The 24,375-nt window shown below is 42.2% G+C and carries 26 protein-coding genes and 1 tRNA gene; 15 read left to right on the top strand and 12 right to left on the bottom strand.

The window, feature by feature from the left end; all coding sequences use genetic code 11:
* The coding region (locus tag PY364_RS20530; RefSeq protein ID WP_275525789.1) for a CheB methylesterase domain-containing protein at positions 1 to 636 on the top strand (636 nt) is incomplete at its 5' end.
* Between the two features lie 30 nt (positions 637 to 666).
* On the opposite strand, the gene PY364_RS20525 is transcribed toward PY364_RS20530, so the two are convergent.
* Positions 667 to 1,053, bottom strand: coding sequence for a response regulator (locus PY364_RS20525; protein WP_275525787.1), 387 nt, complete (start codon positions 1,051 to 1,053; stop codon positions 667 to 669).
* 319 nt (positions 1,054 to 1,372) lie between these two features.
* On the opposite strand from PY364_RS20525, the gene PY364_RS20520 reads away from it, so the two are divergent.
* The 3 genes from PY364_RS20520 (at position 1,373) to PY364_RS20510 (ending at position 6,464) form a co-directional block, all read left to right on the top strand.
* Positions 1,373 to 5,584 carry a PAS domain S-box protein gene (locus tag PY364_RS20520; RefSeq protein ID WP_275525785.1) on the top strand — a complete coding sequence of 1,404 codons (4,212 nt, stop codon included), beginning with the start codon at positions 1,373 to 1,375 and terminating at the stop codon, positions 5,582 to 5,584.
* A 103-nt stretch (positions 5,585 to 5,687) separates the two neighbouring features.
* Positions 5,688 to 5,759 (top strand) — tRNA-Gln (locus PY364_RS20515).
* A 435-nt stretch (positions 5,760 to 6,194) separates the two neighbouring features.
* Entirely contained in the window at positions 6,195 to 6,464 is a 270-nt protein-coding gene (locus PY364_RS20510) for a hypothetical protein (RefSeq protein ID WP_275525783.1), read from the top strand.
* Positions 6,465 to 6,578: 114 nt separating this feature from the next.
* Here PY364_RS20510 and dprA read toward each other — a convergent pair whose 3' ends face one another.
* Genes dprA through PY364_RS20495 form a run of 3 tightly spaced genes read right to left on the bottom strand, consistent with a single transcriptional unit; the run spans position 6,579 to position 9,193 of the window.
* Positions 6,579 to 7,748: a DNA-processing protein DprA gene (gene dprA, locus PY364_RS20505; protein WP_275525781.1), complete on the bottom strand. Its 1,170-nt coding sequence runs from the start codon at positions 7,746 to 7,748 to the stop codon at positions 6,579 to 6,581.
* A 50-nt stretch (positions 7,749 to 7,798) separates the two neighbouring features.
* Positions 7,799 to 8,479: a YdcF family protein gene (locus PY364_RS20500; protein ID WP_275525779.1), complete on the bottom strand. Its 681-nt coding sequence runs from the start codon at positions 8,477 to 8,479 to the stop codon at positions 7,799 to 7,801.
* 48 nt (positions 8,480 to 8,527) lie between these two features.
* Positions 8,528 to 9,193 carry a DUF2301 domain-containing membrane protein gene (locus PY364_RS20495; protein WP_275525777.1) on the bottom strand — a complete coding sequence of 222 codons (666 nt, stop codon included), beginning with the start codon at positions 9,191 to 9,193 and terminating at the stop codon, positions 8,528 to 8,530.
* 81 nt (positions 9,194 to 9,274) lie between these two features.
* Between PY364_RS20495 and PY364_RS20490 the strand changes: the two genes are divergently transcribed.
* Entirely contained in the window at positions 9,275 to 9,892 is a 618-nt protein-coding gene (locus tag PY364_RS20490) for a hypothetical protein (RefSeq protein ID WP_275525775.1), read from the top strand.
* 15 nt (positions 9,893 to 9,907) lie between these two features.
* Here PY364_RS20490 and PY364_RS20485 read toward each other — a convergent pair whose 3' ends face one another.
* The 3 genes from PY364_RS20485 to PY364_RS20475 form a co-directional block, all read right to left on the bottom strand.
* Positions 9,908 to 10,873, bottom strand: a complete 966-nt coding sequence (locus PY364_RS20485; protein WP_275525773.1) for a DMT family transporter — start codon at positions 10,871 to 10,873, stop codon at positions 9,908 to 9,910.
* A gap of 86 nt (positions 10,874 to 10,959) precedes the next feature.
* Positions 10,960 to 11,709 (bottom strand): DUF561 domain-containing protein, encoded by a 750-nt coding sequence (locus tag PY364_RS20480; RefSeq protein ID WP_275525794.1) that lies wholly within the window; start codon positions 11,707 to 11,709, stop codon positions 10,960 to 10,962.
* A 258-nt stretch (positions 11,710 to 11,967) separates the two neighbouring features.
* A complete protein-coding gene (locus PY364_RS20475; protein WP_275525793.1) occupies positions 11,968 to 12,138 on the bottom strand; it encodes a WGxxGxxG family protein in 171 nt (56 codons plus the stop codon).
* Positions 12,139 to 12,532: 394 nt separating this feature from the next.
* On the opposite strand from PY364_RS20475, the gene PY364_RS20470 reads away from it, so the two are divergent.
* From PY364_RS20470 to PY364_RS20445, 6 genes are all read left to right on the top strand, one after another.
* Positions 12,533 to 13,780: a GTP cyclohydrolase II gene (locus tag PY364_RS20470; protein WP_275525771.1), complete on the top strand. Its 1,248-nt coding sequence runs from the start codon at positions 12,533 to 12,535 to the stop codon at positions 13,778 to 13,780.
* Between the two features lie 84 nt (positions 13,781 to 13,864).
* Positions 13,865 to 14,947: an adenylate/guanylate cyclase domain-containing protein gene (locus PY364_RS20465; RefSeq protein WP_275525769.1), complete on the top strand. Its 1,083-nt coding sequence runs from the start codon at positions 13,865 to 13,867 to the stop codon at positions 14,945 to 14,947.
* Between the two features lie 49 nt (positions 14,948 to 14,996).
* Entirely contained in the window at positions 14,997 to 15,623 is a 627-nt protein-coding gene (locus tag PY364_RS20460) for a Uma2 family endonuclease (protein WP_275525767.1), read from the top strand.
* 282 nt (positions 15,624 to 15,905) lie between these two features.
* Positions 15,906 to 16,544 carry a type I restriction endonuclease subunit R gene (locus tag PY364_RS20455; protein WP_275525765.1) on the top strand — a complete coding sequence of 213 codons (639 nt, stop codon included), beginning with the start codon at positions 15,906 to 15,908 and terminating at the stop codon, positions 16,542 to 16,544.
* Between the two features lie 73 nt (positions 16,545 to 16,617).
* Positions 16,618 to 17,244 (top strand): Uma2 family endonuclease, encoded by a 627-nt coding sequence (locus PY364_RS20450; protein ID WP_275525763.1) that lies wholly within the window; start codon positions 16,618 to 16,620, stop codon positions 17,242 to 17,244.
* A 200-nt stretch (positions 17,245 to 17,444) separates the two neighbouring features.
* On the top strand, positions 17,445 to 18,014 hold the full coding sequence (locus PY364_RS20445) for a hypothetical protein (protein WP_275525761.1): 570 nt from the start codon (positions 17,445 to 17,447) through the stop codon (positions 18,012 to 18,014).
* Between the two features lie 286 nt (positions 18,015 to 18,300).
* Here PY364_RS20445 and PY364_RS20440 read toward each other — a convergent pair whose 3' ends face one another.
* Positions 18,301 to 19,350: a mannose-1-phosphate guanylyltransferase gene (locus PY364_RS20440; RefSeq protein WP_275525760.1), complete on the bottom strand. Its 1,050-nt coding sequence runs from the start codon at positions 19,348 to 19,350 to the stop codon at positions 18,301 to 18,303.
* 209 nt (positions 19,351 to 19,559) lie between these two features.
* Positions 19,560 to 20,375, bottom strand: coding sequence for a class I SAM-dependent methyltransferase (locus PY364_RS20435; RefSeq protein ID WP_275525758.1), 816 nt, complete (start codon positions 20,373 to 20,375; stop codon positions 19,560 to 19,562).
* Between the two features lie 301 nt (positions 20,376 to 20,676).
* Between PY364_RS20435 and PY364_RS20430 the strand changes: the two genes are divergently transcribed.
* The 3 genes from PY364_RS20430 to PY364_RS20420 all read left to right on the top strand — a co-directional run bounded on the left by PY364_RS20430 (position 20,677) and on the right by PY364_RS20420 (position 23,344).
* Complete coding sequence (locus PY364_RS20430; protein ID WP_275525756.1) at positions 20,677 to 21,993, top strand: LCP family protein; 1,317 nt, start codon at positions 20,677 to 20,679, stop codon at positions 21,991 to 21,993.
* A gap of 103 nt (positions 21,994 to 22,096) precedes the next feature.
* Positions 22,097 to 22,609, top strand: coding sequence for a phycobilisome protein (locus PY364_RS20425; RefSeq protein ID WP_275525754.1), 513 nt, complete (start codon positions 22,097 to 22,099; stop codon positions 22,607 to 22,609).
* Between the two features lie 144 nt (positions 22,610 to 22,753).
* Complete coding sequence (locus PY364_RS20420; protein ID WP_275525752.1) at positions 22,754 to 23,344, top strand: phycobilisome rod-core linker polypeptide; 591 nt, start codon at positions 22,754 to 22,756, stop codon at positions 23,342 to 23,344.
* A gap of 61 nt (positions 23,345 to 23,405) precedes the next feature.
* On the opposite strand, the gene PY364_RS20415 is transcribed toward PY364_RS20420, so the two are convergent.
* A complete protein-coding gene (locus PY364_RS20415) occupies positions 23,406 to 23,660 on the bottom strand; it encodes an aspartyl protease (RefSeq protein WP_275525750.1) in 255 nt (84 codons plus the stop codon).
* Positions 23,657 to 23,980, bottom strand: coding sequence for a hypothetical protein (locus tag PY364_RS20410; protein WP_275525748.1), 324 nt, complete (start codon positions 23,978 to 23,980; stop codon positions 23,657 to 23,659). The genes PY364_RS20415 and PY364_RS20410 overlap by 4 nt, the downstream gene beginning before the upstream one ends.
* 73 nt (positions 23,981 to 24,053) lie before the next feature.
* Here PY364_RS20410 and PY364_RS20405 point away from each other — a divergent pair, with 73 nt between their 5' ends.
* A complete protein-coding gene (locus PY364_RS20405) occupies positions 24,054 to 24,281 on the top strand; it encodes a hypothetical protein (protein ID WP_275525746.1) in 228 nt (75 codons plus the stop codon).
* On the opposite strand, the gene PY364_RS20400 is transcribed toward PY364_RS20405, so the two are convergent.
* Positions 24,262 to 24,375: transposase (locus tag PY364_RS20400; RefSeq protein WP_275525791.1), on the bottom strand; the 114-nt coding region annotated here is incomplete at its 5' end. The genes PY364_RS20405 and PY364_RS20400 overlap by 20 nt on opposite strands.

Genomic DNA, 24,375 nt, shown 5'->3' with positions numbered 1-24,375 from the left:
AGAGGGGGAGAGGGGGAGCAGGGGATAATTACCAATTACCAATTACCAATTACCAATTACCAATCCAGAATTATTAAAGTTTTAACTATTGGTGCTTCTACTGGTGGGCCCCAAGCCTTACACGCAATTATTTCCCAGTTGCCAGCTAATTTTCCAGTGCCAGTAATTTGCATCCAACACATCAGTGAAGGATTCTTAAAAGGTTTAGTAGATTGGTTGGGTTCTGGGTCTAAACTGCCAGTTAAAATTGCTAATATTGGGGAAATACCGCAAGCAGGTACTATTTATTTCCCACCGGAAAAGCGCCATTTAGAGTTAGATAAAGTAGGTCGATTTATTTATTCTACTGCGCCGCCTGTAGGGGGACACTGCCCCTCTGTTACAGTAACATTTAAGTCAGTTGCTAGTTTCTACGGTCGAGCGGCGGCGGGGGTGCTGCTGACGGGAATGGGGAGAGATGGTGCAGATGGACTGCTGGCGATCGCACAAGCTGGAGGGATCACAATCGCCCAAGATGAAGCTAGCTGCGTAGTCTTCGGAATGCCCAAAGAAGCGATCGCCCTCAATGCTGTCCAGTACGTATTGCCCGTTAATGCGATCGCTCCTTTGCTACTCAGTAAGATAGTTAACAGTTAACAATTAACAGTTAACAGTTAACATTAACTGTTAACAGATGTTGATAAACTTGCCCACAACTAAACGCAGTTTCTCAGCATCAAAAGGCTTAGTCAAATATTCCGTTGCTCCTGCCAAACGCCCCTGTACCTTATCAAAAGCTCCATCTCGCGCAGTCAGCATCACGATCGGTAATTTCTGAAACTGAGGCAAACTTCGTACCGTGCGGCAGAGCTCCAGCCCATCAATACCGGGCATGGAAACATCCAGCAACAACACAGCTACCTTTTCGTGGTAAATCATCGACAAGGCATCCACTGCATTGTCCGTTACCAACACCCGAAAATCTTTGCCTAACGCCTGTTTCACAAGTCCTTGCATAACAGTGCTATCATCCACTGCTAAGATAGTAGGCATCAGATTTTCACTTCCAGACATATTCATTCCTCACTCTATTGTCGGGTTTTTCTCCGACCTTTACTGGTAATAAGTCTCGATACTAAAAAACTACTTTTAGAGCTATAAGACTCGTCTTTTTCCCAAGCGTTTGCTCCTGTATTTCGCTACACTAGCACTAGAATTATATTAAATTATGTAAATAAATTTAACACTTTTGCAATCTTCTCAGTTAAACGTAGTATCTACGACCTTGAAGGCGGGTGGACACTGGCTGAAAATTGGTAGAGATATTGTTGGCGATCCCAAATCCTCACAAGATAACTTAGGAGCGGTAAACTTAAAGATAGGTCATTTATAAATGAAAGCACTACCACTCAATAATCATAAAGTGTTCAGGCTCGACGACCTCCGTCTATATCAGCTCCTCGGTTCTGCTCCCGAAGCTTCCTTCGACGATCTAACGATTTTGGCTGCTAACTTATGCCAAGCTCCGATCGCTTTCATTAGCTTTATCGACGCTAACCACCAATGGTTAAAGTCAGAAGTCGGCATTGATAAAGGAACCGCACACCGTTACCTAGATTTCTGCGAACACGCCATTAGGCAGAATGGGGAGAGACAAGAGGGAGAGCAGACTTCCCCTTTCCTACCCCAGACAGAGGCAGCATTCGCGAGCGTAAATACTCACAATCACCTGGCAATCGTGTCGGATGCCTCAACAGACAAGCGGTTTGCCAATCATCCTCTCGTCACCTCCAACCCCGGCGTGAAGTTTTACGTTGGTCTGCCAATTGTCGCTCCCGAAGGACTAACTTTAGGAATATTGTCCGTCATGGACTTTACACCACGAGAATTGACAGAAAACTCTAGAAATGCACTGCAAGCATTAAGTCGCCAAGTAGCAGGCATGGTAGACTTGCGACGCAAATTAGTCAATCTGGGGGGCAAAGTTCTCAGGCTCGAAGACATCATCAACGATCGCAAAGAAGTCTGGGAGATAGTACGATTAGAGCGCGACTTCTTTTCAACCGCACTCAATATCGTCGGTGCATTAGTCGTAGTTCTCGACACACATTTTAAAATTGTCCGCTTCAACCGCACCTGCGAGCGCATCACTGGCTATTCAACTTCCGAGGCAGAAGGCAAATATCTCTGGGAATTATTCGAGGCTGCCGAGAATTCAGAAGAATTAAAACTAACTTTCGAGGCGTTTCGCAACAATAAAAACAGCAATTTAGAGATTCAACTACCCAAACAGTACGAAAACTACTGCCAAACAACTGACGGAACTCGCCGCTGGATCTCCTGGTCGAATACAGCGATCGAAGACGCAAAAGGTACTATAAAATATATAATCTGCACGGGAATAGATATCACCGAGCGGCGGGCGGTGGAAGCTGAAAGTCAAAAATCCCAAAAATTACTCAACTCAATCGTCGAAAATATTCCCCATACAATTTTTGTCAAAGAAGCTAAAGAACTAACTTTTGTCAGTTTTAATCAGGCAGGAGCAGAATTGGTAGGTTATGAGAAAGAACAATTAATTGGTAAGAACGACTATGATTTCTTTACGAAAATAGAAGCAGATTTTTTTATAAGTAAAGACCGGGAAGTTTTAGCCAGTGGTCAGATGTTAGATATCCCAGAAGAGACAATCCAAACTAAAAATAAAGGTTTAAGAATACTGCATACTCAAAAAATACCTATTTTTGATGAAACAGGCAAAGCAGAATATTTATTAGGCATTTCTGAAGACATTACCGAAGGCAAACAAGCAGAGGAAACCCTGACATTGCTGGAACGTGCGATCGCAGCCAGCAGCAACGGCATCGTCATTACTGACAATACTCAACCAGACAACCCGATTATTTACTGTAATGCAGCCTTTGAAAAAATGACCGGCTACTCCCGCTCAGAAGTGATTGGACAAAACTGCCGATTTTTACAGTCCACAGATGTTAATAGTGAACAGGCCCGCCAAAAAATTCGCGCTGCTTTGCGCTTAGAGCAAGAATGCCATGTAATTTTAAAGAATTACCGCAAAGATGGGACTTATTTTTGGAACGAACTAGCAATTTCCCCAGTACGAGACTCAAGCGGCCGCTTGACGCACTTTGTGGGCGTACAAACTGATATCACCGATCGCAAACAGGCAGAAGAAGCACTCAAAGAAAGTGAGGAACGCTACCGCTTGCTAGCAGAAAACTCCACAGATTTGATTTCTCGGCACACATCAGAGGGAATTTACCTCTACGCTTCCCCAGCTTGCGATGCTTTGTTGGGCTACAAATCTGAAGAATTAATAGGACGTTCAGTTTATGAGTTTTTCCACCCAGAAGATTTAGAAGCGCTGCAAAACATCCATTTTAATACCTTAAATTCCAGAGAAATTTACACTATTAGCTACCGCATTCGCCGCAAAGATAGTACCTACATCTGGTTTGAAACTACTTGTCACTCGATTTGGGATCTAGATAGCCAGACAGTGAAACAACTGGTTGCAGTCTCGCGGGATATCACCGAGCGCAAGCTTACAGAAGCTTCCCTGTGGGAGCGATCGCGTCTATCTATCTTGGAAGCTGAGGTAGGCGCAGCCTTGGGAGGCGGCGGTACAATATCGGCAATCCTCAATCTTTGCACAGAGGCGATGGTACAGCACCTTGACGCTACAGGTGCAGGCATTTGGACTTTTAACCAAGAGGTAAAGCAATTAGAATTGCAGGCTTCGTCAGGAGTGGGAATGGGGGATTGGAGGCACTTCTGGAATCCTGAAGAGGGAAGAAGGAAGAGAGAGAAAAGAACAGGAAAGGGGGAAGAGGAAACAGAGCAATTTTTGAGTCCGATCGCTCAAAATGGCGTAGGCGTAGCCTACCCGCAGGGTTTAGCATTACAAGGAACTAAGGAATCTCTCAATACTCAAAACTCCTCTACTCCCGAAGCTTTCCCAATTACTTATCCGTTAATTGTAGAAGAGCGGCTAGTAGGGGTAATGGCTCTGATCGCTAGCAAACCCGTGACAGAAGGGGTACAAGAGGTGCTTGGGTGGGTGGGATTAGCGATCGCTGTGGCGATCGATCGGGTGAAAGCGCGGGAAGAACTTAATAGCCGCCGAGAAGGTTTACTCTTCCGCCTAGCAAGTCAGATTCGGGATTCCCTCGACCTCGATACTATCTTGGGAACAGCCGTCAATGAGATTCGCAGTTTATTGCAAATAGATCAGTGTCATTTTCTATGGTACTTGCCGGGAGGGACGCATCAGTTGAGTTTTGCTGTCACCCACGAAGCGGGGAATCCAAACTCCAAATCCCCCAATGGTGGGCCGGGGCTGCTCTTGGACTACCCGCCGGAACAAGAAAAGTTGCTGGCTGTCAAAATTCGCGATCGCCAGACAGTTCGGATCGACGATATAGAAATAGACACCGACTCAGATCCCGAAATCCGGGCTTTTTTACGCAGTGCGGGGATATCATCGCAACTATTACTACCTTTGGAGACGCGATCGGGTCAACTGGGGGCGGTGGTTTGCAATCACTACAGTGGTAGCCGGGAGTGGAAGGATTCAGAAGTGGAATTACTCCACGCTGTGGTGGATCAATTGGCGATCGCGATCGACCAAGCAGAACTTTATGCTCAAACCCGCGCTGCGGCCCTGGCGGCTCAAACTCAAGCTTTTCACCTCAGCGATGCTTTGCAGAATTTGCAGCAAAAGGAAGCTCAGCTCATCCAGAACGAAAAAATGTCTTCTCTGGGGCAAATGGTAGCAGGTGTTGCCCACGAGATTAATAATCCCGTTAATTTTATTTATGGGAATCTGACCTATTGCGAAGACTATGTTAAAGACATTCTGCAAGTCTTACATATCTATCAGAAGCACTACCCCAATCCAATTCCAGAGGTGGAAGCTCTCACCGCCGATATCGATCTGGATTTCATTGTTGAGGATTTGCCGAAAATCTTATCTTCAATGGAGATGGGTGCGGAACGTATTCGCCAGATTGTACTCTCCCTGCGGAATTTCTCGCGGTTAGATGAGGCCGAGATGAAGCCGGTTGATATTCACGAAGGGATTGAGAGCACGCTGCTGATTTTGCACAACCGCTTGAAGTCAAAGGGTAAAAATTCTGGAGTGGAGATAGTGAAGGAGTTCGGGATTTTGCCGCAGGTAGAGTGCTATGCGGGACAGTTGAATCAAGTGTTTATGAACGTGATTGGGAATGCGATCGATGCTCTGGAAAATCAACCAGAACCTCGGATTGTGACGATTATTACTGGGGTGATGGCTGGGGAAGAGTTTTCTCAATCTGCGTTCCCTAATGCTGAATACGTTGTAATTCGGATTCGCGATAGTGGGCCAGGAATTAGCGATAAAATTAAAACTCGACTGTTTGACCCCTTCTTTACTACGAAGCCAGTAGGTAAGGGCACTGGTCTGGGTTTGTCGATTAGCTATCAGATTGTGGTAGAAAAACACGGCGGCATTTTCAAGTGTATCTCCGAGCTAGGACAGGGGGCTGAGTTTTGGATTCAGATCCCGGTGAAGCCGCCATACCATCTCAGACCTCAAAGTTAAGCAGGAGTGAGGATTGGCGCTGTTTTGGAGAAAATTTTGATTTAATTCCCCGAAGTGCTTGACACCTGCTGTGTAAATGCTAGAATGACAAAGGTTAAGACATTGGGGCGTCGCCAAGTGGTAAGGCAGCTGGTTTTGGTCCAGCCATTCAGAGGTTCGAATCCTTTCGCCCCAGTTAGTAGATTAAATTTTAGAAATGATTGCTCTTACCAGGTTTTACTCTGGTAGGAGCAATTTTGATGGTTAAATCAGTTAGAACAAATTGCTTCTTCCGTATAAGGGTTTTAGCATCAAGCAAGTGCTTTTGCCATCTCTGGGATACCTGTCGATAAAATTTTTGGCAACTTTGCAATAATTTTTTGAGTTTACCTAGATATATATATAGAAGCCGTTGACCAACGAGCTTCTTCTACCTTTAGTTTAAATTAACAAACGTGAGTTCAACTTATGTCAGTTGAGCAGAAAGTTATGCGTGCAGAAGTTCAAGGTTTTCTTAACAAACTAAGATTGTTTGAAAAATTCAATCCATTTATATAAACCAGTCCCTACTGATTTTGTTCAAGTTTTTACCAGTTTTTTTCACAATTTATTCATGTATTTCGGAGGAATCATGTCTTGTCCCCAGGATATCTTAGGGAAACCTATTTGCCACATTATGGAACATCCCGATCGACCTGAAGAAAAAGTATGTATGAATTGCAAGAAGCAATTTATAGAAAAGGAATCTAAAGAGCCGGAATCTAATGCAGGTTTCTGGTTGTTCATTGGTGTTGTTGTAATTGTCTTACTTCTCCTCTTAAGTGCCTGTGAAAAGCCAACTAATTCGCTTTTTATTCGCACAGTTAAAGGAGATAATCCAGCTTGGAATACTACTGAGTAATAAACCTTGAATAAAAGCTGTCATTCTTTCAAATTCAGACCCCATCTCCAAGGTTGAGAAGCTTGGATTTTTCAGAGAAGCCAGGTTCCTTTGCTTAAGTCTTAACAACATTATTTAACACCGTTGATAACGCATTCCTGGCAACTGCAAAACTAATTCTAACAATTCTAACTGTAACAGTGCGCTAGAAACTGAGCCAGGTGCTAAACCTACTCTTTCAACAATCAAATCAAAAGCAGTAGATTCAAACGGAATAGCCTCTAATACTTGTGCCAATTCAGGATCTAAAGCAGGTGGCGGCGGATTTTCAGGAAATAACGACAACTGTTGAGGAGAATCTAATTGAGGAGAATCTAATTGAGGAGAATCTAATTGTGGCATAGCTCCTAGCATTTCTAACAAACGCTCCTCGCTTAAAAAGCGATCGTTACTAGGTAAAATTGGATGAGCACCTTTACTTAATAATTCCAAACAACCAAAAGAGCGTTCATCATCTAATCTCGCAGTCAAAACATAAACATCCCGACAAAAATCATTAGCCTGATAAGCAGTAATCAACGCACCCGATTTCTGAGGTGCTTCCATCACCAACACTGCACGACTTAATCCAGCAATAATTCGATTACGTTGGGGAAAGTGATTTTTATGAGGTTTAGTTCCTGCTGGATATTCGCTAATAGCTAATCCCTGCTCTAAAACTCGTTCAGCTAACTTTTTATTCGCAGCAGGATAGACAATATCAACACCAGTACCAAAAATTGCTAAAGTTCTTCCGCCGCTGTCTAAACAGCCTGCATGAGCTTCTGTATCAATGCCAGCGGCTAATCCAGAAACAACGGTAAAACCTCTTTTTGCCAAAGCTGCGCTAATTTTACGAGTCCAGCGTTTCCCGTATTCAGAAGGCGATCGCGTACCTACAATCCCCACAGTCGGCTTAATACCTTGATTTTCTTTTAGATCGACTTTACCACGATAGTAAAGCACTGGGGGGGGATTGGGAATTTCTAACAATAACCGGGGATAGTCTGCATCGGCGGGTGTCCAAAAACAAGGGTTTTTCTGTTGATGTTCTTCGAGGAATTTTTCAGGATTAAGACGGTATCTTTCGGCGATGACTGCTTCAACTGTCTGTTTACCAAATCCGTTAACTTGCTGTAAATCTGTGGATTTTGCTGTCCAAGCTTCTGCTAAATTACCAAAGTGTTGCTGCAATCTATGCAGCGACATTGGGCCGACACCTTTTATTTGCGACCATGTAAGCCAGTAAGCGCGTTCTTCTATCAAATAATTACCCTCAAAACAATTAACAATTAACAACTAACAATTAACCATTTTCAAGCTTTCCAGCCGACAAAAGTGGCGTAAATATAAGCAATAGTTTCGTCGATCACTGTCCGAAATCCTGCACTAGACTTCCACCATAACTGACGATTGTAATCTTCAGCTTTGCCTGCAATTACGCCTACTTCTATTTCAGGACTCAGAACAGCTTTAAAAAGCATCCAACTTCTTCGAGCATGAGCTCCCAATGTATAAATATTAATCGATTTTACCTTTAAATCAGAAGTTGACAGCCAATCTTTCAGTGCTATGGCAGAGGCCGTAGTACGGTATTTAATTACATTGGGTGCAGGAACAGCTATCAGTTTATCTTTATCAAACCCTAGTGCAATGAAAGAAGCGGCTGTTAGTTCGGCGTAATTCTTATATTGAGCTAGATAGTAGCCCTTACCTATGGGTAAACCTGTGGTAATTAATTTGCGATATTTGCCTGTTTTAAATTCTACGATCGAACTTTCTACTGCATAGTCTGGTAGCCATCCTTCTACTACTAATACATCAGGTTTTACTGGGGCATTTACTGCTAAGAATGGATAAATATTACCGATGATTAATACCATTGAAATAATCAAGGAAGTAATCAGAATTACCCAGCCTTGCCATGTAATTACCCAGACTTCTTTCCGCTCAATTAGTTGAATTTTATTTGTTTTTTTTGATTTTTTATTCTGCATCGATTCGACCAAAAGTTAACAGTTAAGAGTTAAGCTCACAGTTAACAATTAAGCCTTTTTTGACTCTTTTTGGGAGTGCAAGTAGTCAAAAACGCTTTTATCGCCGATGTCTTGTGGGATAGGTTGAAATACTTTTCTAAGCCCAAATATCAGAAACAAAACTGCCCATAGTGCTAACAAAAATTGTTCCTTATTAACAGACAAAAAACCTATAATATGTCCTAAAATTAGAAAAGGAACAACTGGTGTCAGAAATTTAGTTTCTAGACGGTTGAAACAAAAGGCTTCTTTGAAATAAATTCCTGTCAAGGCAGCGAAGGTAAATCCGATCCCCCAGAGTGAGTTAGGGTGATTGTAAACTGCTAAAGCGAGGGGTTCGTTGCTTTGTAAGGTGAGGACAAGTGCTGCGATACCACCGATACCCCAAAATAGCTGGAGGGTGCGGTGTAGCAGGATCATGTAAATGTGAATATTGGCTAAGCTAATGCCTAATGCTAGAGAGAAACAGACGTAAAGAGGCGTTAAAGCTTGCTGTACAGTTGGGTTATCGCCTTGCCAAAGTACGAGTACAGTGCCGATCGCAAAACAGAAGGCTGCTAGAATTAAGCCACTGCGATAGATGATAACTCCGGTGCGATCGCTTTCATCGATCGTAAATTCCCCAAACTGTCCTTGGTAGACTTCCGGTTCAGACGAATCCAGCAATTGCGTCATAGCTTGCTCCTATTTATTAACCACTAAGGTACTACTGCCAAGATATACTTTACTGATAAACCTGTATCAGTGGCTAAAGTCATGTCTAAATTCGATGATAAACCAAATAAAACCAAATCCTCAGCAGCCAGCCCAGAGCTCAAGCCCATTCAGCTTGACGAGACTATTGTAGCAGGAAGCAAGCAAAACATAGGCAGAAGCCTCAAAAATATTTTTGAGAATTTACCCAATGTTCATTTCTTGGATCTAGACGATGAGGATGACGATTTGGAAGGAACCACCTTTGATCTCGATGAATTTGAGAGTAAAATCCAAAAGATTCTAGGGGTTAAAAATATTGATGTTAGTGATAAAACTTTAAAAAAATATCTACAATACCTCAAGCAAAATATTAAAATGCCCTGCCACCTTACGGGACAAGAAGACTTTTTGTGGGAGGAGGAGTTTGTTTTTGGCCTTGGCAATAAAAAAGAGTATGAAAAGCTAAAAAAGACTCGACCATCTTATACTGATATATTCAATCTCCTACGTTTCGAGGATGTGATTTCCGAGGAATCTGGGATTCTTGTAGAGGTGCAGCGCATCGCTGATAAAAAAAAGTTCATATTGCCCCTCGCAGATTTGGAGGCAAATGACGAAAACTCGCCCAACTCTCAGCTATTAGAAGATTATGCAGTTTGGTTTATTAATTATTTATAAAATACCTTCTGTATTTTATAACTCCGCGTTAGTCGTTTTCAGGGCAAATCGACTTGATTGAACTAGATAGATACCTACTAAAATGAAGATAAAAGTTGCCAAGTCAAACCAAGTTATACTTTCTGAGAAAATAAACCAAGCAAAAATGGAGGCTAAAACTGGTTCCAGTAGGAGTGTAACGGCAACGACTCCTGACGACAACTTACTAAGGCTGTAAGTTAAAAGTCCTTGGCCGAATACTTGGCAAAAAATGGATTGAAAAATTACAAAAAACCACCCCATCCAAGAATAGGGAAATAGTCTATCTTCAACCAATGGCAGCATGGGTAAGATTAACATAGCTGTGACTCCGCAACGCCATACCATAATTGTTGCTGTGCTAAATCGGCTTCGCAGTCGTTCTAGCAACATTAGATACGCAGCCATAAAAATTGCTGTGAGTAAAGATAGCACATCTCCGAAAAGTTGGTCTGCCTGAAATTGTACTCCATTGAATTCAAAGGCAAGTGCTCCTACGATCGCCATAAACATACCAATTAGGAATCTGCGATCGAAGCGCTGACCAAATAATAAAAAGCCTGCCGCACCGACAAATAAGGAATTTAAATTAGACAGTAAAGTTACATTGGCAACGTTAGTTTTTGTCAGCGCCCAAGCCCACAAAAGTAGGTAGGTAGCGCCGACTGTTCCCATTGCCAATAATAGCCTGATTTCTATTTTGGTAAAGGGCTTTTTTTCTTGGGGTTGATCTTCAGATTTTTGGCTGCGGAAAGTTTCGAGTCCGCTTAATAAACCAAAGATGACTGTGGCGATCCAAGCGCGATGAAATATTACGGCATTGGCACCGATTTCGATTTCACACAATTTGACGAGATTGGGGGCTAATGATATAGGAATTAAGGCTATGAATAATGCTGCGGTGCCGATCGAAGCTGGTGGTAAAAACAACTTTGGCTGCGATAATCCTAGTTTGAGAGTCATGATTATATTGAATAAGTTAAAATAGATCCTAGGGTGCGTTTGATAGCGCACCCTAAAGCTTAAGTCGTTGCGTCAATAACGCGAGTTTAAACGTAGAGCGGCGATCGCGACACCGCAGCCATTGCTTCCACCAAACTGCGAACAGCGGCCACCATTGCGATTTCGCTATTGAGTTGGTTAATTGCAGTACCTACGCCAACGCCAGAGGCACCGGCGGCAATTGCCAGGGGTGCGGTGACGCTGGAGATCCCGGAAGCGCAAAGCACCGGTACTGAGACGGCGCGAGAAATTTCGTAGGCTGCGGCTAAGGTTGGGGCAGCTTTTTCAATTAATCCCAAAACACCTGCGTGGACTGGTTTAGCGCTGGTTCCACCTTCTGTCTGGATGATGTCAGCACCGACTTTTACCAAGTCTACGGCTAATTGCACTTGGCGATCGAGTTCCAAGATGTGGGGGACGGTGACAGATAGGGTAATGTGGGGAAGGAGCGATCGCGTTTCGCGAGTTAACGCTAACACTTCCTCAGCTTCAAAGCGGCGACCTTGAGCGTAGAAACTATCAAAGTTCCCGATTTCAATCAAATTAGCACCCGCTGCAACTGCGGCGACAAATTTCTCAGGTTCTACAGCCGATACACAAATGGGCAGATTTGTCAATTTCCGAGCCATTTGCACTAAGTTTACATCAGCGGCAATATCAATAAAGCTTGCGCCGCCGAGATCCGCTGCTTTAACGGTAGCAGCGACTCGATCGACATCAAAATTGTTCAAACCACTGATAATTTTAAGTGCTCTACCTTGCTCGAAGGCGCGTTGCAATTTAGGATGTACGGTCATGTTGGTTTTCAAATCCAAAAATTTCTTAGGATCATTGTGACACGAACTAGGAACTCAAGCACTTAGGCTGGGAAAATTTGTAGATATCTGTGATAACTTAGGGTCAGCTATTAGAGAGAGATTCGAGGATGCGATCGCCCTTTTCTTCTGATTTCTTGATTTAGCGATCGCTTGTTTAGTCCCTAAAAAAAACAACGATAGGGGCTTTACTATTTCTATTCATACTCTAACAGGTTAATTGACCCTCTGACTTGAATATTAGCGGTAGTCGCTACGAACTGGGTCGCGATCGCCAGTGGAGGTAGTGTTATAATTAACTTTCTCTTCTCGTTTGCGGGGAATCAAACCCAACAAACCTGTCAAACCTAACAAACCTAGCCACCCCCAATCCGAGTTCCGATCGACATCGGTGTTATAAACATCCGCAATTTCTGGTAGTGTTCGCTACTGGCTAAACGCTCATTTTAAGTTCGCCGCGAAAAATTAAAGCTCTTGAGTAAGATAAGATTTATCGCTATAAACCTAGGCTAATTGAATTTATGAACATCATCACCGTTCACTTCAATTACCACAATTTTTTCAATTATTATCTAGATATTTTCTAAAGGCTATTTTAAAATTGTCGATGTCAAAATCTAGCAGCGCAAGCAGCTTAAATCTATATAGATCGCTTTCAATAAAATTGCTAAAATATAAGTGAGGATTGTAAAATTACAGACCTCAGATACTTCTAAAAGCATAATCCTGTTAGTATGGTAAAGGCTTGTTTTCAATCGCGAGTAGCCTACCAGCTAACAACAGTATCTATAGTAAGCAGGAAACCGTGCCTAAACCCAAGCATATTGTTTTAACATCCCATCCCGGCAAAGCAGGTGCGAAATCGATGCCGATTCACTGGGGAGAAAGCGATCCCCTTAAGCGCGGCCCGGTTATTGGCACACTCAGCAAGGCAACTCACCGTAATGCGATCGGTACTCATTCCGGTTCCTACTCTGTTTATCGAGCCCTCGCGATCGCATCTGGCACACTCCAAGCCGATCACCGTCCCGATTTTACCAATACCTCACCCGCCGAACCCATCGGCCCCCATCCCAGTTGGAGCGATCGCCAAAAAATTGTCTGCCTCGATCCCTTTGGCGCAATGGTAGGCGAAGTTTACGCCACATTTTACGAGCAAGGCTATGATATTCGCCCTTCAATTGCTATTACCAAAGCTCACATTAATATGCCAGAGCTGCAAGACGCTATCGCCAAAGGACGAGTACAAATTGATGGTAAAATAGTCAAAGAAGGTGGCAACTTAGTAGTAACTAAAGTCGCCATAGATCCGGTCTGGTATCTGCCAGGAATTGCCCAGCGGCTTAAGGTTGAGGAAAGCCATTTGCGACGGATACTTTTTCAGCAAACAGGAGGGATGTTTCCTGAGTTAGTAACGCGACCAGATTTACACATTTTTTTGCCCCCAATTGGCGGGATTACTGTTTATATTGTCGGAGATGTCGCTAATATTACTGACCCCAATAAACCCCTCGCCGTCCGCGTACACGACGAGTGCAACGGTTCCGATGTTTTTAGTTCCGATATTTGCACCTGCCGCCCTTATTTAGTACACGGAATTGAGGTTTGTATTCAGACTGCTTTAGAGGGAGGATCTGGAGTCATTGTTTACTTCCGCAAGGAAGGAAGAGCATTAGGAGAAGTAACAAAGTTTTTAGTTTATAATGCTCGGAAACGGCAAGAAGGAGGCGATCGCGCTGATGCCTATTTTACGCGCACTGAATGCGTAGCTGGCACTCAAGATATGCGATTTCAAGAATTAATGCCAGACGTGCTGCACTGGTTGGGAATTACCCGCATTGACCGCTTAGTATCCATGAGCGATATGAAATATAATGCAATTAATAATTCTGGCATTGAGGTAATTGAGCGCATCCCCATTCCTGAAGATTGGATTCCCGCAGATGCACAGGTGGAAATGGCGGCGAAGAAAGCTGCGGGTTACTACACGCCAGAAAAAGTACCGGATGCTACAACTCTGGCGGAAACAAAAGGGCGGGGTTTAGCAGATTAGCATTGTAGAAGCGCAATTAATCAGGGGCTACGAATTGCGCCTCTACAATAATTATTGTATCTTTTTGTTTGCGGTCTAAAAATCATGGCTAATTTGCGTTCTACTGTTATAATGAAAACTGATATTTGCGGATATACTGCTAGGGTAAAAACCTTATCTCAAGGGGCTTTAAGTAGCTTATTAAACGAACATAAAATTTTCATTTCAGATATTAGTGCTAAAAGTGAAGGAAGTATTATCAAAGGTGAAGGAGATTCGTTTTGGATTATTTTTCCCAGCGTAACATCAGCGGCATTAGCAGCAATGGAAATGCAGCAAGAATTGAGGGCACAGCAGTCAGGAAAAACTGATGACGATCGCTTAGCAATTCGCGTATCAATCACCTTGGGAGACGTATTGCATCAGGATAAAGATATCTTTGGCAATACAGTTAATTTAACAGCAAGAATAGAATCAGTAACGCCTCCCGATGAAATATATTTATCCCAGGCGGCTTGGTTAGCACTTAATAAAGCAGAAGTACAAACATCTTTTGTAAATGAGTTTTCCTTAAAAGGAATGAGCGAACCGGAAAAAGTATATAAAATAGATCAAGAACACAAGACTCGAATTGTTAAAAACCAGGCAGTTATTAAAGCCGACTTGAGAGGATTTATCTCGTATCAAGAAACAAATTCTATACAAGATGTAGAATATTTATTAACAAATTTTGATATGTTTGAAAAGACAATTTGTGAAGAATACGGCGGCACAATTCGCAATGTTGTCGGCGATTCTCATCTTTTAACTTTTCCCGAAGCTCACTCAGCTTTAGCAGCAATGGAAAACCTATGTGAAAACTGGAAACTTTTTATTCAAACTCATCAAATACCTTGTGGTTTATCAATTGGAATTGCTAAAGGTAATTTATATATTTTTAGGTCTTGCACCTATGGAAAAGATATTAATACTGCGGCGAGACTAGAAAAAGTTAGTGCGATAGTTTGTCCGGGTACAGATAAAAATTCTGTGGTAGTTTCAGAACAAATCAAACGGGAAGTTAGCGGTTCTAAGTGGGAATATAAATTAATAAAAATTGACAAGAATGTAATTTTAGATAATATTATGGATTACAGTCATTTTGATTTTTTCAAGGAGAATGAAGTTTATCGGTGTCTAGTTGATTAAAAGCTTGTGTTAAAATTAATATAAACTTGTCGTAGAGAGCAAACTTCTTATGATTGCCATCTCAACAGCCGCAGAACAGAGAACCGTACTAGAAAATATAAGCTGGGAAACCTTTGAAGCTATACTCAAAGAAATCGGCGATAACCGAGGTTCTCGATTGGCTTACGATGAAGGAACTTTAGAAATTATGACTCCACTATTGGAACATGAAAATCCTAAAATTCAGTTCGATCGTTTAGTCTTTGCCTTAGCTGAAAAACTCAACACAGAAATTAAAAGTGCTGGCTCAACTACGCTGAAACTGAAAGTAGTAAAAAAAGGCATAGAACCCGATAATTGCTATTATATCCAAAATGAATCAGCAGTTAGAGGAATGGTAGAACTAGATTTAGAAACTGCACCGCCACCTGACTTAGCAATTGAAATCGATATTACCAGTAGTTCCGTTAATAAATTTGGAATTTATGCCAGCCTTGGCGTTCCAGAACTCTGGAGATATGACGGCCGGATTCTCAAATTTTATCAATTAGTAGAAAGTGAATATATTGAATGTGAGTTTAGTATTGCTTTTACATTCTTATCTGCAACGGACATGACAAGATTTGTGGAACAGAGTAAAATAATAGGAGAAATAGCCTTAATTAAGTTATTTCGAGATTGGCTAAAAACTTGCTAAAATTGCGATCGCTATTTTTTCCGTGCGAATAATGCACCAGCACCTTCACCAGATGAAATATGGGCATAATTTAATGCTGCTTGGGATGCGATGGAGTTTTTGGGGGGATTTTCAGTTGAATCAATAGGGGCTGTAATAGCAGCGCAGTTAGGGGCTGCCGGTATCTCCTTGCAATTGGTATCACAGTTTGTAGAGCAGATTAAAGGCTATATGGGATGCTAGACAATTTTGTAAGGAGCCAATAATCATGTTAAAATTTCATGTAGAAAAGCCTGATAAATTATGCCTCAAACTATTGCCATCACAAAAGCTGTTACTAACCTCAACGAAGCTCAAGAAAAATTCAACATCGCTCAGACAAACGATCCTCAATTCTTCACTGAATGGCTGAATGATTTACCTGAACTCACAGAGGGTGAAAAAAACTTACTAGACCGCTTAAAAAACCGCTATCTCTATTATGCAGCAGACGGCTTTATCCTCGAAGCCACCGTCAACATTATTACCCTATCTCCGCTCTTAGAACTCTTGGGATTTTGTGACCCACCATTTAAAATTCGAGGCGAGAAATTTGTCAAAGTAGAGATTGACAACGGAGACACCGTATTAGAGGGTTTTATTGATACCTTGGTTATCAAAAACTTATTATGGGTAGTGTTAATAGAAGCCAAACAATATAGCTTTAGCGTTTTACAAGCACTCCCGCAAACCTTAGCTTACATGATGGCTAATCCTCACCCGGAAACGCCTGCTTTTGCCATAATAATGACTGGTGAAGATTATATTTTTGTCAAACTGAATCAGCAGTTGCGCCAGTATGCCACATCTAAAAAGTTTACGCTTGTTAACCCACAACAGAATGAGCTATATGATGTGGTGCGAGTGATTAAGCGAATTATTAATTTGTATGCCAACGGATAATTGCCCTGATTCATCCGCACGTCGTCACTTATGCTAAACTTAATATAAACTTGTCGCAGAGAGCAAACTTCTTATGATTGCCATCTCAACACCCGCAGAACAGCGAACTGTACTAGAAAATATAAGCTGGGAAACTTTTGAAGCTATACTCAAAGAAATCGGCGATAACCGAGGTTCTCGATTGGCTTACGATGAAGGAATTTTAGAAATTATGACTCCCCTATTTGAGCATGAAATATACAAGAGTAATCTAGGTAATTTGATCATTGTCTTAGCCGAAGAGCTGAACATAGAAATCAAAAGTGCTGGTTCAACTACCCTCAAAATAAAAGTAGTAAAAAAAGGCATAGAACCCGACAATTGCTATTATATTGAAAATGAATCAGCCGTCAGAGGCAAGCTAGAATTAGACTTGGAAACTGCACCACCACCGGATTTAGCAATTGAAATTGACATTACCAGTAGTTCCGTTGATAAATTTGGGATTTATGCTAGTCTAGGCGTTCCTGAACTATGGAGATATAACGGTCGGATTCTCGAATTTTATCAATTAGTAGAAAGTGAATATATTGAATGTGAGTTTAGTATTGCTTTTACATTCTTATCGGCAACAGACATGACAAGATTTGTGGAACAGAGTAAAACAATAGGAGAAATAGCCTTAATTAAGTTATTTCGAGATTGGCTACAAACTCGCTAAAATAGCGATCGCCTTCTACTTAATAAAATGAACTATATGATGTAGTGCGAGTGATTAAGCGAATTATTAATTTGTATGCAAACGGGTGAGCATACAGAAAACAAAAGTGCTGTTCAACAATATCAAATTCGCCTAGTTTTATTTTCTTTAAAAGACTATTCTATGTTAATATTATAAGGCACTATAATAAGAATTAATACATGGTAGATATCGGTTCATATCAGGTGCAAATCAGAACTAAAACTGATGGCGAACAAGAGGCGATACTTTCCCCTGCAACAGCAGTAGATATGCCGATTAATTGGACTTGTAGCTGGCCAGATATCTGGCAAAACACAGAGTTTGACCTGGAAAACATAATCAAGCTGGAGTATCAACAACAAGTCTGGGGATTAATGAGATATACCCTCTATCCTTACCCTGGTTCGCCGGAGACACTAGAAATTGAAAATCTAGAAGCTAACCCTGCGAGTGCAGGTACGAAATCTAACCGATTGATAGAACCTATCGGAAAATGGCTAGTCTGGTATGCGACACAAATAGGTCTGCGATATTGTTCAGGTGGTGTAAGTGATACGCTAATCTTACTGAAATCACTGGATTCAGCTTTTGACTATTATAGAGATACAATAGAGATGGATTATGTGGGAGCGACCAACCTCGCCCCAGGAGAAGATGGATATGTCTTTAAATTCTCAAGAGAGCAAGCAGCAGATTTCTGCCGCAGACAAGAGCAAGAATGGCGATCCCCCATACCTCTTGACCCCTGAGCAAATTCAGGTAGGTACAAATGTCATAATGACTCATGCTCAACGACAAACCTTTTGGAAAAATTCTGAAGTTGGTAAGTTACTTGGTTTTGACCGCTGGTCTGACGGGGTAACAAACCCATCAAAAGTCCTACCTAGATAGGTTTAAGACGTTTTGTAGTAAAAAAGATGGGGCGATCGTTGTTAACAACCCCCCATCTTTTAAAAATGTTTCCTTAATTCCTATTACATTCCCCAATTAATAAAGATCGTAGGCTTAGCCTGTCCCAGGTATCGCGAATTCATCCTAAAGTAAATCCCTTAAAGTCGCATCCTCCCCTAACACTTTCAACACCTGCTTAATCTCCTGAGTCCTTTCCTTCTTCACAATCAAAGTGACATTTCCATCCCTCACCACCACCACATCTTCCAAACCAATAGTCACAATTACCTCACCCTGATCCGCCGCATAAAAAATCCCCCCTTTCGTATCAATTCCCACATGATTTGCTAACTCCACATTAGCCTTATCTCCCTGTAACAAACGCGCGATCGCATTCCAATCTCCCAAATCATCCCAACCAAAAGCTACAGGTAAAACATAAGCCTTCTGCGTCTTCTCCATCAGCGCATAATCAATACTAATCTTCGGTAAATCGTGATAAGCCGCCGCACCCTTCGCTTCCAAAGCCGCCATCATTTCCGGCACATAATTCCGTAACTCTTCTAATACAACCCCCACCCGAAATACAAAAATTCCCCCATTCCAACTAAACTTACCCGTAGCCAAAAACTCCTCAGCCGTCTTTAAATCCGGCTTTTCCGTAAACCTCGCCACCTGATAAGCAGGAAATCCGCCAAAACTACCAATTTCCTCACCTTGCTCAATATAGCCATAGCCAGTAGAAGCGTAACTAGGCTTCACTCCCAAAGTTGCGATCGCATCCCTACTCACAGCCAACTCAGCCGCCGCCGCCAAAGTCGCCTCAAACACCTCCGGTTCCGCAATCCAATGATCCGCCGGGAAAAATCCCACCACCGCATCATTACCATAACGCCGAGAAGTCTCGATCGCAGTCCACGCCACCGCTGGGGCCGTATCCCGTCCCTCCGGTTCCGCCAACAAATTCTCCACCGGTAACAAAGGCAACTGTTCCCGTACCCCATCCGCCAACATGGCAGAAGTCACCACCCATAAACCATCCCAACCCCCAGCCAACGGTAATAAACGCTCAGCCGTAGCTTGCAACAAACTCTTACCACTTCCATCCAGACTCAAAAACTGCTTCGGTCGATGTTTGCGACTCAAAGGCCAAAAACGTTCACCCTTACCGCCCGCGAGAATAACAGGAATCATAATTTATTTAGGATTTTAGAGTTTGCATCATTTAATTTTAATGGCAAAACGGCTGATGCTCACAGCAAAGTCTTCTTCCTGCAAACGCAGATGAACGCGGATGAACGCAGATTCATGTATTGATAATTTCACGAATTTTTCCTCCCTTGGTGAAAGAAATGTCTGCCATATAGTTGTTATTCCTGAATTTATTACAAGCCCTTAATGCGTTATTTCTGCGCGATCGCATACAAGACATCTACTTCTAGTTTATGAACTTCATTAGTCCGCAGAAATTCCAGATTTCCTTGTCGCACACGCTCCCTTGCCGCCGAGTTCAATTGGTCAATTGTACCTCTGAATCCCCCACCCAAAACCATCGTCCACCAATCTTCAGGAGAAATCAGTTCATGGGTGACAGCATCCGCGAAAACCTCTACCTGTGTCGCGCCACCCGCTTCTAGGAGTGCTTTCAGCGACGTGCGATCGCTAATGCGATCCCAAGGTGTAAATTTCTTAATCAAGTCCGGGCGTTCAATTTCAATCGCCTCCCAAAACATTTTATTAGCAGGTTCAAATACCTTCTCTCCCCAGGAGGTAATCGCTAGTTTCCCGCCAGGACTAACCATTCGCCAAAGTTCTCGAACTGCTGCAACCATATCTGGAACAAAGAAAATCCCGAAAACACAAACAATCGCGTCAAAACTTTCACTGGGTAGGCCTAGATTTTCAAAATCACCATAGCGAAACTCTATATTTTCCAGACCTTGTTGCTGTGACTTATTACGTGCCAGTTTTAGTAGGGATTCGGCAATATCTATACCTAGCACCTGTCCAGTGGAACCTACAGATATTGCTGCGGGAATTGCAGAAGCACCCGTCCCACAACAAACGTCTAAAATACGATCTCCAGAACTAAGCGAAAGTCGATCGATCGTTTGTTGTCCAAAGCGACTCCAGAAAGATAACGCTGGGGCATCAAAGCGATCGGATGCCGCATTAAAAATTGTTCCGATCTTCGCGATTGTTTCTTCCTTGCTAATCATAAAATAATTCGGTAATTGGGAAACGAGGGCGTATTTTATAATTAAACAGCTTTACCAAAAGGGGGCGGTGGTTAAAACCACTCAGGTCATTGCCCCTCTCAGGTATAAGTTTTTTAACTGCTATAAGTCGCCTTCTTATTCTTATACTATATCTGTCCTAAGATTAATATTCTGATAAAAATACCAGAAGCGAAAAACTCAGAGTCTTTAGACCTGAGAGTGTCAAGTGTCAACCGTTACTATTAAAGCTCCACCTTCGCCCCCTTTCCCCTATTCCCACCTTAGTCTCAGATCTAAAACTATGATTCCCTCACGCCAACAGCCCAAAATAGCTCGACCCCTCTTTTGGATTTTTCTTCTATTATTAATCGCCACTGCATCAGCTACCTTCGGAGCAATTTTCGGAGCAATTACTGCCCTCATTGCCCCCGTAGAGCCTGAAATCATCTCTAAAGCCCTAGATTCCTATAACACATTTACCGGAGCCCCCAATCGCCCTGAATACCGCCTATCGCGCCCTGTTAATATCTTAGTAATGGGAGTTGACCGCGTACCAGAAGCGTCTTCCAACTCTTCTCAAAGCTTTAATGGCCGCAGCGATACAATATTGTTAGTGCGAATCGATCCCACAGATCAATCTATCAACTTGCTCTCGATTCCACGAGATACTCAAGTAGAACTTCCCGGTATTGGTCAAACTAAAATTAGCGAAGCTAACGCTCAAGGGGGTCAAGCTTTAACAGCGAAAGTGCTCAGCAATAATCTGAACAATTTGCCTATTGAGCGTTATGTGCGAGTGAGTACGGGTGCATTTCGGGAATTAGTCGAACTTTTAGGGGGCGTAGATGTATTCGTACCCCGTCCGATGAACTACATTGATAACGCCCAGCAGTTAAATATTAATTTACTGCAAGGATGGCAAACTCTCAATGGAGAACAGGCAGATCAGTTTGCGAGGTTCCGCAATGATGGGTTGGGAGATATTGGTCGCATCCAGCGACAACAAAGTTTAATCCAAGCTATTTGGAAGCGCCTTAGCAGTCCAGTAACGCTTTCGCGTTTACCAAAGATTATCCGCGTGATGCAAAAGTATGTTGATACCAATCTCAGTTTTGAGGAAATCTTGACTCTGGGGAATTTTGGTCTGCAATTGGATCGAGATAATTTTAAAATGGTGATGTTGCCTGGGCGTTCGAGTTCTAGCGAGGAAGACTTTAGGAGTTATTGGATTTTAGATCCCGCAGGACGCGATCGCGTCCTGTCCCAATTTTTTAAGCTGGGTACTCCTGATTTTGCATTTACAGGGCGATCGCGCAGCGAATATGACCCCATCTTGCCCCGCGACCTCAAAATTTCCATCCAAAACGCTTCTAGCAATCCTCAAGCAGCCACACGCCTTGCGGAATATCTCGCCAACAAAGGATTTGATAATATTTCAGCCGCCGAAGATTGGCCTGATCGACAGCGCCAGACCCAGATTATCGTCCAGCGTGGCGACTTAGTAGCAGCCTCTATCCTCAAAAAAGCTTTAGGCGGCGGCAAAATTGAAGCAAATTCTACAGGTCAAATCGCCTCAGACTTAACTATTCGCATCGGTGAAGATTGGGCAAAGCGATAACTTTACCGTTCTTTCACAATATTAACAATTGCATCAAACTCTTGACTTAATTATGATTTTATCATCAAATTAAAGATAATAATTCAAAAAAGAGGCTGTGAAAATGCCCGGAATTAATTCCGCCTGGGAGACTGTAATCAATCAAAGTGACGGTCGCTATCTCAATAGTACAGAGCTTCAGGCAATGCAACGGTATGTGCAAACATTCTCTGTAAGGTCAAAAACTTATGAACTTCTACGAGAGAAATCCGATAGTCTGGTAACACAGGCGATGAAAAAATTCATGTTAATACACCCTGATATCGTGCAAAAGCATTCTCAGCGCTGTATGTATGACATGAAAATGACTATTTGTATCACAGCACTGGCAATTCTTCGGGATGACCAACAGTTTTTTAAAGAATGCCTAAGCTTGTGGTTAGCAAATATTCTGGAGGCTCATCAGAAGAATCTTCCTTGTCTAAAAGCTTATTGTTGCCTTCAGGAAATCCTCAAAGAGCAACTACCAACAGCCGCCAACCAGTTAGTTTTACCTTACATAGAAATCGTTTTGCAAGCTTTAGACAAACCAGCTAAACTGATGGCAACAGTTCAGCGAGGAGCAGTCAAAGTTTAAGCCATAGCTTGAGCATTTAGTATTTAAGACTTTAGCAAAAAGGGTGCAATTAAAGTCAATGAAAATATGAATTTTGCAATGGTTCTACAATTGCTAAATTCACGGTTTGACACAACATCAACAATGCACTTTGGGGTAAAAACAATGGCATTACAAACACGAATTACAGCCAATCAACAAGCTTCTGCCGAAGAACGTTCCTTGCTGATCAAACAAATTTATCAGCAGGTATTAGAACGCCAACCATACTTAGCCGAACGCCGGAAGTTAGCAGATTTAGAGACATCTTTTATTAAAGGTAAAATTGGCATTCGGCACTTTCTTAAAACCTTAGCACTTTGTCCAGTTTATTTGGAGCGGTTTTACGAGAACAGTTCTAATCTTAAATTTATTGAAAATGCTTTTAAGCATTTTCTAGGACGTTCGCCACAAAATGAAGAGGAAATTAGAGCTAACGATCAGTTGCTTATCCGTCAGGGAGTAGGAGCAATGATATCAGCTTTGGTAGATTCAGAAGAGTATCGTCATGCTTTTGGTTCGTTTACAGTTCCCTATTGGCGGAAAGATAAACACGAGTCTCCTAGTGCTTATTTGGAAAACCAATTACTGGGAAAAGAACACGCAGGTCAACGCGGTTGGGGTGTCCCCACTCTTTACTGGCACGAATTGGATTTAGATTGTTATGCAGGTCATTGTCGTCCTCTGAGGATATCTTATAGTCGCCTGCGTTCTTAATAGTTGGTAAGTAGTTGCGCTTTAGTGTTTGAAGAGCGCTGAAGCGTAACTATATCTATTGCTAGAACTCTTGACCGTCAACAATAACTTGACCTTCGTATAGGTAAAAATCCTCTCCCCTGGCTGTAGCCAGCCTGATTTTAGACCTAATTAACGGCCACTCTAGCGCTTCTAAATCTTGAAAATTAATTGCTAGAAAACCTGCTGTAAAACCTGTGTCTAACAATACTTCAACTGGTAAGCGATCGCCATTAGAAGCAATCAATTCTATTTCAAAAAATAGCTCCCCGTTTTCACCAAATCTGCCCGAAATCATATCCGGCCACAGGTTCCTGTTTCATTGAGACGAAATGTTGTTAACATCACATCTGTATTACCGTACTGTTCCTGAATTTTTTTGGTTAATGTGAGGAATTTGGGGTCAATTAAGTATTCTCCAGTGTCCGGCTCGATCGCAATGAACCAATTGTAATGTTTTTCGATTAGTTCGGGTCGAATTCGTTCAAAGATTTCTTGGCAGCGCCGACCAAGTTTGGTTCTTTCTGCTTTGCGACTTGCTAATTCTTCAGAGTCGATAGTGCGATCTGGGAAGATTCTACCGCGTCGCGGTTTTTGCTTTTCTGATATTTGGGTCATTTTGATTTACAAGTTGATTGAGCAACCATTTTATCCTATCAAGGTTATAGGCTGTTGTCAATATAAATAATTAATGATGTTGCGATCGCATTTCAAAAGGGAAGGGCGATCTCACTTTATAATTATAACCAAAAAAGCGCATATTCATTTTCTATCAAGAGCGATCGCATCTCTAAATTACCTTAGAAATAGCGATCGCGTTTCTAAATCTCCCTTAAAAAAAGCGATCGCCATGTTCAATTATCTCATAAAAGGCGATCGCAAATTCGGGTCTTCCGTACTTACTGTGCTAAAATATTAGGTGAATGCCAAAAAAGTAAAGCTCTAACTTGAAAGTTTTGAAAATTTTTAAACCCAAATCCACAGCGTTTTAATAACTTTAACTTGTTGTTGAT

This window comes from Kamptonema sp. UHCC 0994, from assembly GCF_029167235.1.
Lineage (GTDB): Bacteria > Cyanobacteriota > Cyanobacteriia > Cyanobacteriales > Microcoleaceae > Kamptonema.
The sequence above is the reverse complement of the archived record's forward strand: the minus strand, read 5'-3'. Positions and strand labels throughout refer to the sequence as shown.

Coding starts and splice junctions, on each gene's coding strand:
- PY364_RS20460 (WP_275525767.1), top strand. CDS start 14,997: ATGATTGCCATCTCAACAGCCGCAGAACAGAGAACCGTACTAGAAAAT.
- PY364_RS20455 (WP_275525765.1), top strand. CDS start 15,906: ATGCCTCAAACTATTGCCATCACAAAAGCTGTTACTAACCTCAACGAA.
- PY364_RS20415 (WP_275525750.1), bottom strand. CDS start 23,660: ATGATTTCGGGCAGATTTGGTGAAAACGGGGAGCTATTTTTTGAAATA.
- PY364_RS20525 (WP_275525787.1), bottom strand. CDS start 1,053: ATGTCTGGAAGTGAAAATCTGATGCCTACTATCTTAGCAGTGGATGAT.
- PY364_RS20410 (WP_275525748.1), bottom strand. CDS start 23,980: ATGACCCAAATATCAGAAAAGCAAAAACCGCGACGCGGTAGAATCTTC.
- PY364_RS20430 (WP_275525756.1), top strand. CDS start 20,677: ATGATTCCCTCACGCCAACAGCCCAAAATAGCTCGACCCCTCTTTTGG.
- PY364_RS20425 (WP_275525754.1), top strand. CDS start 22,097: ATGCCCGGAATTAATTCCGCCTGGGAGACTGTAATCAATCAAAGTGAC.
- PY364_RS20520 (WP_275525785.1), top strand. CDS start 1,373: ATGAAAGCACTACCACTCAATAATCATAAAGTGTTCAGGCTCGACGAC.
- PY364_RS20480 (WP_275525794.1), bottom strand. CDS start 11,709: ATGACCGTACATCCTAAATTGCAACGCGCCTTCGAGCAAGGTAGAGCA.
- PY364_RS20495 (WP_275525777.1), bottom strand. CDS start 9,193: ATGACGCAATTGCTGGATTCGTCTGAACCGGAAGTCTACCAAGGACAG.
- PY364_RS20500 (WP_275525779.1), bottom strand. CDS start 8,479: ATGCAGAATAAAAAATCAAAAAAAACAAATAAAATTCAACTAATTGAG.
- PY364_RS20420 (WP_275525752.1), top strand. CDS start 22,754: ATGGCATTACAAACACGAATTACAGCCAATCAACAAGCTTCTGCCGAA.
- PY364_RS20510 (WP_275525783.1), top strand. CDS start 6,195: ATGTCTTGTCCCCAGGATATCTTAGGGAAACCTATTTGCCACATTATG.
- PY364_RS20450 (WP_275525763.1), top strand. CDS start 16,618: ATGATTGCCATCTCAACACCCGCAGAACAGCGAACTGTACTAGAAAAT.
- PY364_RS20435 (WP_275525758.1), bottom strand. CDS start 20,375: ATGATTAGCAAGGAAGAAACAATCGCGAAGATCGGAACAATTTTTAAT.
- PY364_RS20445 (WP_275525761.1), top strand. CDS start 17,445: ATGGTAGATATCGGTTCATATCAGGTGCAAATCAGAACTAAAACTGAT.
- PY364_RS20490 (WP_275525775.1), top strand. CDS start 9,275: ATGTCTAAATTCGATGATAAACCAAATAAAACCAAATCCTCAGCAGCC.
- PY364_RS20440 (WP_275525760.1), bottom strand. CDS start 19,350: ATGATTCCTGTTATTCTCGCGGGCGGTAAGGGTGAACGTTTTTGGCCT.
- PY364_RS20485 (WP_275525773.1), bottom strand. CDS start 10,873: ATGACTCTCAAACTAGGATTATCGCAGCCAAAGTTGTTTTTACCACCA.
- PY364_RS20405 (WP_275525746.1), top strand. CDS start 24,054: ATGATGTTGCGATCGCATTTCAAAAGGGAAGGGCGATCTCACTTTATA.
- PY364_RS20465 (WP_275525769.1), top strand. CDS start 13,865: ATGGCTAATTTGCGTTCTACTGTTATAATGAAAACTGATATTTGCGGA.